Below are 9778 nucleotides of genomic sequence, written 5' to 3' on the forward strand. Positions count from 1 at the left end.
TCCGCGCGCTGGCGGAAATCTTATTCAAACGCGAACAACGCGTTTGAATGATTTCCTTCTCCAGCAGTCGCGCGCGGGTCGAGCTTTGTCCCGCCTCGAACTGTTCCTTTTGGCTTCGCGTTGCCTTCGGCTTCCTCGTGCTGCCTCGGCAAATCCCGCAAGCGGTCTCTGCTCTCGGTACGCTACTCGGTTCCTCCTCGCCGCTCGGCAATTTGCAAACTGCGTTTGCATTGCTCTCGCTGGCAGCGTCGGTTGTGAACAAAAAGAACAAAAAAACTTTAGAGCGCATCCCTACGGGATGCTATGGCCGGGTCTACCCCCAGAATCCCCAAAAGCATCGCTACAGCCGCCTATAAGCAAAAGCCGCCCGCAACAATTAAGCAACCCCTACTCTATCGCGAGCCGCCGAACAGTCGCATAAAATGGCCGACATACACCCGCTTTACCTCCGCCAGCGTCGGCACCGGACATCCCGTCCCTGCCAACTCCGCCGCCAGCGAAGTCACCCCTTTGTCCCTAAAGCCGCAAGGGTGGATATAGTCGAAATATTTCAAATCGGTCGTCACATTCAGGGCAAAACCGTGCATCGTCACATACCGCGATGCCCGCACCCCGATCGCACAAATCTTCCGTTCCGGCCGCCCACCCGCCGCAGGAAGCCACACCCCCGTCGCATGCGGAACCCGACACCCCTCGACCCCCCACTCCGCAATCGTCGCGATCACACTCTCCTCCAACCGGTCTATATACTCCCGAAGCCCCAGCCCATGCCCGCCGCCGATCGTCGACAGGTCCAAAATCGGATACCCCACCAACTGACCGTATCCGTGGTACGTAATATCTCCGCCCCGATCGATCCGGTAGTACGTCGCCCCGATCGAACGCAAAAACGCCTCGCTCACCAGCAGGTTATTCTCCCGCCCGCTCTTCCCCAGCGTATAGACGTGCGGATGCTCGCACAACATCAGCACCCCCCGCGCTCCGTCCGCCGGCCCCTCCGTCACACGCCCCAGCAGGTCGTCGAAAAAGCTCCGCTGCCGCTCCCACGCCGTCCCGTAATCGATCACCCCTTCGTCCCGTACCTCGATCATCCCTTCTGCGCGGTTAAAGTATTCAACGGTCGGGACACCTTCGGCGCCAACCGATCCGCCATATAAGAAGAACGGACGAGCGGCCCGCTCTCCGTATGAACGATCCCCCGCTCCACCGCCGCCGCCGCGTAGCGGGCAAAGAGATCCGGATGGACATATTCCGCCACCGGATAATGCCGCGAGGTCGGTTGCAGATACTGCCCGATCGTCATCCGCCGCACCCCCGCCGCCGCCAGGTCGTCCAACGCGCCGAGCACCTCGTCGCACGTTTCGCCCAAGCCCACCATCAGCGCGCTCTTGGCCAGATCGTCCCGTCCGAGAGCCGCCCCGCGGGCCGCGATGTGCCGAAGTACCTGTAAAGATGTGTCGTAAGAAGCCCGGCGGTCGCGCACCGTCGGCGTCAGCCGGGCCGTGGTTTCGAGATTGTGCCCCACGATATCCGCTCCGGCGTCCAGAACGACGTCGAGCAGGCCCGTATCGCCCGAAAAATCGGGAATCAAAAGTTCGATGGTCGTATTCGGATTGAGCGCGCGAATCGCCCGCACCGTCTCGGCCCAATGCGCCGCCCCTCCGTCCGGAAGGTCGTCGCGATCGACCGACGTAATCACCGCATGGCGCAGCTCCATCAGCTGCACCGACCGGGCGATCCGTTGCGGTTCCGCCGGGTCGAGCGGCGCCGGAGAGGCCGACGACTTGGTGGCACAGAACCGGCAGGCGCGCGTACACACGTCGCCTCCGATCATAAACGTAGCGGTTCCCCTGCTCCAGCAGGTCGAGATGTTGGGACACCGGCCGCTGGAACAGATGGTATGTAGATCGTGCCGCCGCACGAGTGCAGCGACAGCGGCATAACGCGGATCGTTATGAAGCTTTATTTTCAGCCATTCCGGTTTGTGCGTGCCGACTTTCTCATGCGTGCAAGGCATTAGCGATTTTTCATTTTTCAGAATGTTACAAAGTAACGAAAAATCCTCCGAAATTCCGAACCCCGATCCGGAATTCCTCCCTCTTCCGTCGCTATCCGTCCGTGCCGAAAAGCCACCCGGACGATCCGTTTCAGCCTCCCGAATCGCCCGAAAATAATCCGGAATAGCCTAATTATAACATAATACACGTTCACTAAAATATCCGAACCGAAAACTCCATATCTTTCGATGTTTGCCACCCACAACCACATACCCGACCGTCCGACAGAAACGCCCCGACTCTCCGACGAGGCGGCACGGAGCGATTCCGGCCCTTTGTCTGCTCTTTTTCGGGCTGCCCGCCGCCGCACAGACCGGACTGCCGCCCGCCGCCGATTCGGTGACCTGGCGGCTCGACGCCGCCGAAAATCCGTTCGGATTCGCTCCGCTGCACGCCTACGACGACTATTGGGATCAGACCGTCGATTTCGGGTTCGGTTTCCTGCGCTACAAACCCCGCGGATACGACAACCGCTACCGGATGTTCCGCGCAAACGGCCTCTCCCTCGCCGAATGGGAAGAGGGGACGCCGGCCTGGAGCGCCGTCTACGGGCTCAACGACGTCGGCACCCGGAGCCACGCGGGCTTCGATGCCACCGGGCGGACGGAAGAACGGCAAATGCTCGCCTGGCAACAGACGCGCGGCGGACGAGTCGCCCTCTCGACTTCGAACCGCACCTACACGCTGCGCGGCTCGGCGGGCTATCGCTCCGGCGAGAACGCCCGCAACGGCTGGAGCTACTCCCTCTTCGCCGGACGGACGTGGGCGGGCGACGGAGGAGGATCGTACACGGTCGAGGGGACGTGGAACGACAGCTGGGCCGTTTTCGGATCGGTCTCGAAACGGTTCGGCGGAGACCGGCACCGGATCGCCCTGACCGCCTGGTATGCACCGAACCGGCGGGCACTAGCCTCCGCCTCGACCGAAGAGGCTTTCGACCTGACCGGCAACCGCCTCTATAACCCCGCATGGGGCCGGTGGAACGGCACGCGACGGTCGGCCCGCATCCGAAGCGCCGCCGAGCCGATCGCGATGCTGAATTACGCCTACGATTCGGGCGACGCACTGCGGATCGCCGCCACGGCAGGCGTGCGGTTCGGCCGGTCGGCATTCTCGGGGCTCGACTGGTACGACGCGCCGAATCCCCATCCGGACTACTACCGCTACCTGCCGAGCTTCTACCCGGAGGGGAGCGCCGAACGGAAACTGGCCGACGAACGATGGCGCACGGACGAGTCCACGCGTCAGATCGACTGGGCGGCTCTCGCGGCACAAAATCGGGACGACAGCCCGAGGGCGCACTACATCGTGGCGAGCCGGATGCGCGACTACCGGGAGTTCGCGCTGCACGTCACCGCCGACTGGCGACCCGACACCCGCACCCGCTGGCAGGGAGGATTCGAATGCGCTGCTGCGGACAACCTGCACTTCAAACGACTGGACGACCTGCTGGGCGGCGGCTACTGGTTGGACGTGGACGTCTTCGCCGAGAATCCGGAAGACGCGCCCAACGGCACCCAAAACGACATGCGCTATCCGAACCGGGAGGTGCGCGAAGGCGACACGTTCGGATACAAATACTCGATGCAGGGTCTCCAGCCTCGCATGTGGGCCCGCTTTTCGAGACGGTGGAGGCAGTGGGACTTCGAAGCGGCGGGGTCGGTCGGCGCGATGGCCTTCCGCCGCTTCGGCTACTACGACAAACAGAACTTCCCGGGCAACGAGTCGTTCGGCTGGTCGAAGTGGTCGACCCATCCCGAGTGGCTCGTGCAGGGAGGAGCGGGCTACAACCGGGGCGGGAGGCTGCGCGTCGGGTTCCGGTTCACGGCCCGGAGCCTCGCTCCGACGCCCCGCCGGGCTTTTATCTCGCCCGAGTACCGCAACGCCCTCGTGCCGGGGCTGAAGAACGAACAGATGCTGGAAGCGGAGCTTCGGGCGGACTACCGGACACCGCTTCTCCGGATCCATGCGGCGCTCTTCGCCGCGACGGTGCGCAACCGGACGGAGGTGCGGCGGTTCTACAACGACCTGACCCACTTTTTCTGCAACTACCCGATGACGGGGATCGACACGCGCCACATCGGCGCGGAGCTGTCGGCCGAAATCCGGCTGGGGCCCCGGTTGCAGCTGAAGGCGGCCGCAGCGGTGACCGACTGCCGCTACACATCGAACCCGCAGGCGACGGTGATCCGCGAAAGCACCGGCGAACCGATCGCGACCGAGACGGTCTACTACCGCGGGCTGCACACGGCCACAGGGCCCCAGACGATCGGCGCGCTGGAGCTGGAATACGCTCCGCGGGGCTGGGTGTTCACCGCGACACTGAAGGGGTGGGCGGGCAACTACATCTCGCCGACGCCGCTCCGGCGCAGCGAGGCGGCTGTGGAGCGGTGGAAATACACGCCCGAGGCACGCGCCATAGCCGCCGAGCAGGAGAATCTCGGCGGCGGGGCGACCATCGACCTCTTCATCGGAAAAACCATCTATTTCGGAGCCCGGCACCGGCTGGGGTTCTATGCCGGCATCGACAACCTGCTGAACCGCCGCACGATCCGGGCCAGCGGCTACGAATCGTCGCGACTGTACCGAAAAACCCAAAAGGAGGTCTACCTGCCGCTGGCCTCGAAATACTACTACGCCCGGGGTATCACCTTCTTCGCCACCGCCTCCTACCGATTCTAACGCAAGAAAGCACACCCGGAACCGTACCATTCGGCGAAAATTTTCCTATCTTTGTCGCTTCAGAATCTTTCTTTTAAAACCTCTTCCATGGCACTGACGATTCCCCCCTATTATCGCGCGAGTCTGAACGGGAACAGCATGGAGAGTGCCATCCGGCTGCTCAAGGAAAAATTTCAGGAGTGTTTATCGAAAAAACTGGGACTGCGACGCGTAACCGCGCCGCTCTTTGTTTTGTCCGGCACCGGCATCAACGACGACCTCAACGGGTCGGAACGGGCCGTGTCGTTCCCCATCCGGGACATGGGCGACCGCAGGGCCGAGGTGGTACACTCGCTGGCAAAATGGAAACGGATGAAACTGGCCCAGTACCGCATTGCGCCGGGGTACGGCCTCTACACCGACATGAACGCCATCCGGGCCGACGAGGAGCTGGACAACCTCCACTCGCTCTATGTCGACCAGTGGGACTGGGAACGGACGATGCGGGCTGAAGAGCGCAACCTCGCTTACCTGAAAGGGGTGGTGCGAGACATTTACGACGTCCTTCGGGAGGTCGAGGCGGCTACTTATGAACGGTTCCCGCACATCACGCCGGTTTTGCCGGACGAGATCACCTTCATTCAGGCCGAAGAGCTCCTGCGACGGTATCCGGGCCTCACGCCCAAGGAGCGCGAGCGGGAGGCGGCCAAGGAGTACGGGGCGATCTTCATCATCGGCATCGGCGGACGGTTGTCGGACGGCACGAAGCACGACGGACGGGCGCCGGACTACGACGACTGGAGCACGGTCAACGAAGCGGGCCATGCGGGGCTCAACGGAGACATCGTGCTGTGGAATCCGGTGCTCGAGGTGCCTTTCGAACTCTCGTCGATGGGAATCCGGGTCGATGCGGCGGCGCTGAAGCGGCAGCTGGAAGAGGCGGGATGTCCGGAGCGGGCCGGGCTGGAGTTCCACCGGGCGCTGCTCGACGGCGAACTCCCCCTGTCGATCGGCGGCGGGATCGGCCAATCGCGCCTCTGCATGTTCCTGCTGCGGTGCGCCCATGTCGGCGAAGTCCAGGCCTCGGTCTGGCCGGACGAGATGCGCGAGGCGTGCCTCCGGGCGGGAATCGAACTCAAATAACCATTCACGGAACCTAACCATTTACCCTGTTTAATACTATGACTTCACTCAGATTCAAAGTGGTGGACGAAGCGATCCGGCGCAAAGCCAAAGAAGTGGCGCTGCCGGCAGAACGGCCGTCGGAGTACTTCGGCATGTACGTCTTCAACCGCGACCGGATGCGGAAATACCTGCCGAAAAACGTCTATGTCGCGCTGGTGGATACGATGGAGAATCGGACTCCCCTCTCGCGCGAACTGGCCATGAACGTGGCCGCCGGGATGAAGCAATGGGCTTTGGAAATGGGGGCGACGCACTATACGCACTGGTTCCAGCCACTCAACGGCGGGACGGCCGAGAAACACGACGCTTTCGTGGAACACGACGGACACGGAGGGATGATCGAGGAGTTCTCCGGTAAGCTACTCATCCAGCAGGAACCCGACGCATCGAGCTTCCCGAACGGCGGCATCCGGAACACGTTCGAGGCCAGGGGATACTCGGCGTGGGATCCGACCTCGCCGGCCTTTATCGTAGGGACGACCCTCTGTATCCCGACCGTCTTCATCGCCTACACGGGCGAGGCGCTCGACTTCAAGACCCCGCTGCTAAAGTCGATCGACGCCATGGATCGGGCAGCCACCGAAGTGTGCCGGCTGTTCGACCCTCAGGTCAAACGGGTAACATCGTTCTTAGGTTGGGAACAGGAGTATTTTTTGGTCGACGAAGGTCTGTGGGCGGCACGGCCCGACCTGGTGCTGACAGGGCGGACACTAATGGGGCACGAGAGCGCGAAGAACCAGCAGCTGGAGGATCACTATTTCGGAGCGATTCCGACCCGGGTGGCGGCATTCATGCGCGATCTGGACGTCGAGCTGCTCAAGCTCGGCATCCCGGTCAAGACCCGGCACAACGAGGTGGCTCCGAACCAGTTCGAACTGGCTCCGATCTATGAGGAGACCAACCTGGCGAACGACCACAACCTGCTGTTGATGAGCGTCATCCATCGCATAGCGAGACGGCACTGTTTCCGCTGCCTGCTGCACGAGAAGCCGTTCAAAGGGATCAACGGATCGGGCAAACACAACAACTGGTCGCTCGGGACGGACACCGGCGTAAACCTCTTCTCGCCGGGCAAGACGCCGAAGGACAACCTCCTCTTCGTCACCTTCCTGGTCAATACGATCATGGCCGTCTACAAATACAACGGCCTGCTCAAGGCGTCGATCATGAGCGCGACCAACGCACACCGGCTGGGAGCCAACGAGGCGCCGCCGGCGATTATCTCGGTCTTCCTCGGGCGGCAGCTCAGCGAAGTGCTCGACAAGATCGAGAACTCGTCGTCCGAAGAGGCGATCGCGGTGGACGAGAAGGCGGGATTCCGGCTCGGGGTGACCTCCATTCCGGAGCTCCTGCTGGACAACACCGACCGCAACCGGACATCGCCGTTCGCCTTCACGGGGAACCGGTTCGAGTTCCGCGCGGTGGGCTCATCGGCTAACTGCGGCGGAGCGCTGACGGTGCTCAACACGGCGGTGGCGGCACAACTGAAGCTCTTCCGCCGACAGATCGACGAACTCTCGGCCACGGGGATGCCGATCGAAAAGGCCATTTTCACTGTCCTGCGGGACTACATCCGCGAATGCAAACCGGTGCGGTTCGACGGCAACGGGTACAGCGACGCCTGGAAACAGGAGGCCCGGAAACGAGGGCTCGACACGGAGACCAGCGCGCCGCTGATCTTCGACCGGTTCCTCACCCAGGAGTCGATCGAACTCTTCACCTCAATGGGCGTCCTCTCGAAGGTCGAGCTCGAAGCACGGACGGAGGTCGAATGGGAGACTTACACCAAAAAGATACAGATTGAGGCACGGGTGCTGGGCGACCTGGCGATGAACCACATCCTGCCGGTGGCGTCGCGCTACCAGAGCATGCTGCTCGACAAGGTGGCCAAATTCGGCGAGATCTTCCCGGCCGACGAGGCGAAACAGCTGGCCGAACAGGATCGCCTGCTGATCGTCAAACTGGCCGAACACATGAAAGAGGTGCAGCGGCAGGTCGAAGAGATGGTCGAAGCGCGGAAAGTGGCCAACCGCATCGCCGACGAACGGGCCAAGGCGATCGAATACCACGACAAGGTGGTGCCGCTCATGGAGTCGATCCGCTACTACATCGACAAACTCGAACTCATCGTCGACAACGAGATGTGGACACTGCCGAAATACCGGGAACTCCTGTTTTTGAAATAACCACACACATCGCAAAACCATGCCTTGGATCATTCTGGCCGCCTGTCTGTTGCTTTTCATCATCGTCCCGATCTCGACCCACAACGGGTTCGTGCGGCGACGCAACGCGATCAAAAACGCCGGCGGAGCAATCGAGGCCGTGCTCAAACAGCGGTTCGACCTGCTGCCCAACTTAGTGGAGACAGTCAAACGCTACGCGGCGCACGAAGCGGAGGTCTTCTCGTCGGTAACAGCCCTGCGCGGCGGGAAACAGAGCTACGACGAGTTGTCGGCACAGGAAAAGCAGCAATTCGACTCGGGTTTCGGGGTCGGCCTGCGGAACTTCTACGCCGTGGCCGAACGGTATCCGGAGCTCCGGGCGTCGGACAACTTCATGCACCTGCAACGCACGCTCAACGAGCTGGAAGAGCAGCTCTCGGCGGCGCGGCGCACCTACAACGCGGCGGTGACGGACTACAACGACTCGATTCAGGTCTTTCCGGCGTCGATCATCGCGGGCATGGGACATTTCCAGCCGGAAAAGGTGCTCGAAACACCGGAAGAGGAGCGACAGACGCCGAACCTCAAATCCCTGTTCGGAGATAACTGATGGAACAGGTCGCAACCTCTCCGGCCGACGAAACGATAGCCGTACACAGCGGCGAATTCCCGCAGTTGCAGGCCCACTATCGCCGACAGTGGCGGATCTGGGCAGCGGTTTGTGCGGGAGGGACGCTGCTCGGCGCAGTCGTGGGCGGCAGCGTCTGGGGCTGGGGGCTGCTGGTCGCTTCGGTCGTGTTGCTGGCGATCGTCTCGATCCAGTTGTCCCGCCAATTATCGCAATACTATAAAGGAAAGATCGTACCGCAACTCGTCCGTCACTTCTGCGACGAGGGAGAGTACGACGCGAACGACGGCATCGACGAAGAGGTGTTCATCGAGAGCAATCTGTTTCCGACCCGGCCGGACCGCTATACGACGGAAGACCTGATCGAGGGACGGATCGGCAAGACGGAGTTCCGTTTTGCGGAGGTGAAGGCGATGGAGGAGCGCACCGTACATACCTCGCGCGGGACGCGGACGACGTGGGTGAAAATTTTCCGGGGTTTCTTCTTCGTAGCCGACTTCAACAAGGATTTCGCCGGACAGACGACGCTCGTACCTAACTTCTGGGGGGCGAAATGGCTGGCGGGAAAACAACGGGTGACGTTGGAGAACCCGGAGCTGATGCGCCGTTTTCTGGTCTGCTCGACGGATCAGATCGAGGCCCGGTATATCCTCACGCCGGGGCTGATGGAGCGCATCATGAAGCTGGCGAAGCGTTACCCGCGCTGCCTGCGGATCAGTTTCACGGGTTCGTGCATCATGGTGGCGCGCGACTGTTCCCGCAACCACTACGAGGCGGGGCTCTGGCGACCGATGTCGGAATGTATTCGGCGCGACATCCTGGCGGTGCGCGAACTGACGGGGCTGGTCGAAGAGCTCAACATGAACACGCGCATCTGGACAAAAGAATAACCGTTCAATTGATCCGTATCTACCCGCATGGAACCGTACCTTTCTTGAAAGAAAGGTACCCAAAGAACTTTCATGATAGCTACGCTACTCCTTAGGCTCCGCAGTCCTCATTTTTCGCGAGTCTGTTGAGCTGGGTTTTCTCGGCGGGGCGCATATAATGCGAGTATTACCCCAATGCGCCCACGCCGGAAA

At 61.8% G+C, this 9778-nt stretch carries 7 protein-coding genes; 5 read left to right on the top strand and 2 right to left on the bottom strand.

The annotated features are described in order from the left end of the window. Positions 1–392: 392 nt before the first annotated feature. Together lipB and lipA are read right to left on the bottom strand one after the other, a co-directional pair. The gene (lipB, locus tag QZ302_RS06675) at positions 393–1091 is read right to left on the bottom strand and encodes a lipoyl(octanoyl) transferase LipB (RefSeq protein WP_294593850.1); all 699 of its coding nucleotides are present in this window, start codon (positions 1089–1091) and stop codon (positions 393–395) included. Further along, positions 1088–2017 (bottom strand): lipoyl synthase, encoded by a 930-nt coding sequence (lipA, locus tag QZ302_RS06680; RefSeq protein WP_294593851.1) that lies wholly within the window; start codon positions 2015–2017, stop codon positions 1088–1090. The genes lipB and lipA overlap by 4 nt, the downstream gene beginning before the upstream one ends. Positions 2018–2249: 232 nt before the next feature. Here lipA and QZ302_RS06685 point away from each other — a divergent pair, with 232 nt between their 5' ends. The 5 genes from QZ302_RS06685 to QZ302_RS06705 all read left to right on the top strand — a co-directional run bounded on the left by QZ302_RS06685 (position 2250) and on the right by QZ302_RS06705 (position 9586). Continuing rightward, on the top strand, positions 2250–4739 hold the full coding sequence (locus QZ302_RS06685; RefSeq protein ID WP_294593852.1) for a hypothetical protein: 2490 nt from the start codon (positions 2250–2252) through the stop codon (positions 4737–4739). Between the two features lie 87 nt (positions 4740–4826). Beyond that, entirely contained in the window at positions 4827–5861 is a 1035-nt protein-coding gene (gene asnA, locus QZ302_RS06690; RefSeq protein WP_294593853.1) for an aspartate--ammonia ligase, read from the top strand. Between the two features lie 38 nt (positions 5862–5899). Further along, entirely contained in the window at positions 5900–8089 is a 2190-nt protein-coding gene (locus QZ302_RS06695) for a glutamine synthetase III (RefSeq protein WP_294593854.1), read from the top strand. A gap of 19 nt (positions 8090–8108) precedes the next feature. Beyond that, positions 8109–8678: a LemA family protein gene (locus QZ302_RS06700; protein ID WP_294593855.1), complete on the top strand. Its 570-nt coding sequence runs from the start codon at positions 8109–8111 to the stop codon at positions 8676–8678. Further along, a complete protein-coding gene (locus tag QZ302_RS06705; protein WP_294593857.1) occupies positions 8678–9586 on the top strand; it encodes a DUF3137 domain-containing protein in 909 nt (302 codons plus the stop codon). The genes QZ302_RS06700 and QZ302_RS06705 overlap by 1 nt, the downstream gene beginning before the upstream one ends. Positions 9587–9778: the final 192 nt, after the last annotated feature.

The organism is uncultured Rikenella sp. (genome assembly GCF_910579375.1).
Classification (GTDB): Bacteria; Bacteroidota; Bacteroidia; order Bacteroidales; family Rikenellaceae; genus Rikenella.

Bases quoted from the DNA above. Each gene is read 5' to 3' on its own strand.
- lipB (WP_294593850.1), bottom strand. From the start codon at position 1,091: ATGATCGAGGTACGGGACGAAGGGGTGATCGATTACGGGACGGCGTGG.
- lipA (WP_294593851.1), bottom strand. From the start codon at position 2,017: ATGCCTTGCACGCATGAGAAAGTCGGCACGCACAAACCGGAATGGCTG.
- asnA (WP_294593853.1), top strand. From the start codon at position 4,827: ATGGCACTGACGATTCCCCCCTATTATCGCGCGAGTCTGAACGGGAAC.
- QZ302_RS06695 (WP_294593854.1), top strand. From the start codon at position 5,900: ATGACTTCACTCAGATTCAAAGTGGTGGACGAAGCGATCCGGCGCAAA.
- QZ302_RS06700 (WP_294593855.1), top strand. From the start codon at position 8,109: ATGCCTTGGATCATTCTGGCCGCCTGTCTGTTGCTTTTCATCATCGTC.
- QZ302_RS06705 (WP_294593857.1), top strand. From the start codon at position 8,678: ATGGAACAGGTCGCAACCTCTCCGGCCGACGAAACGATAGCCGTACAC.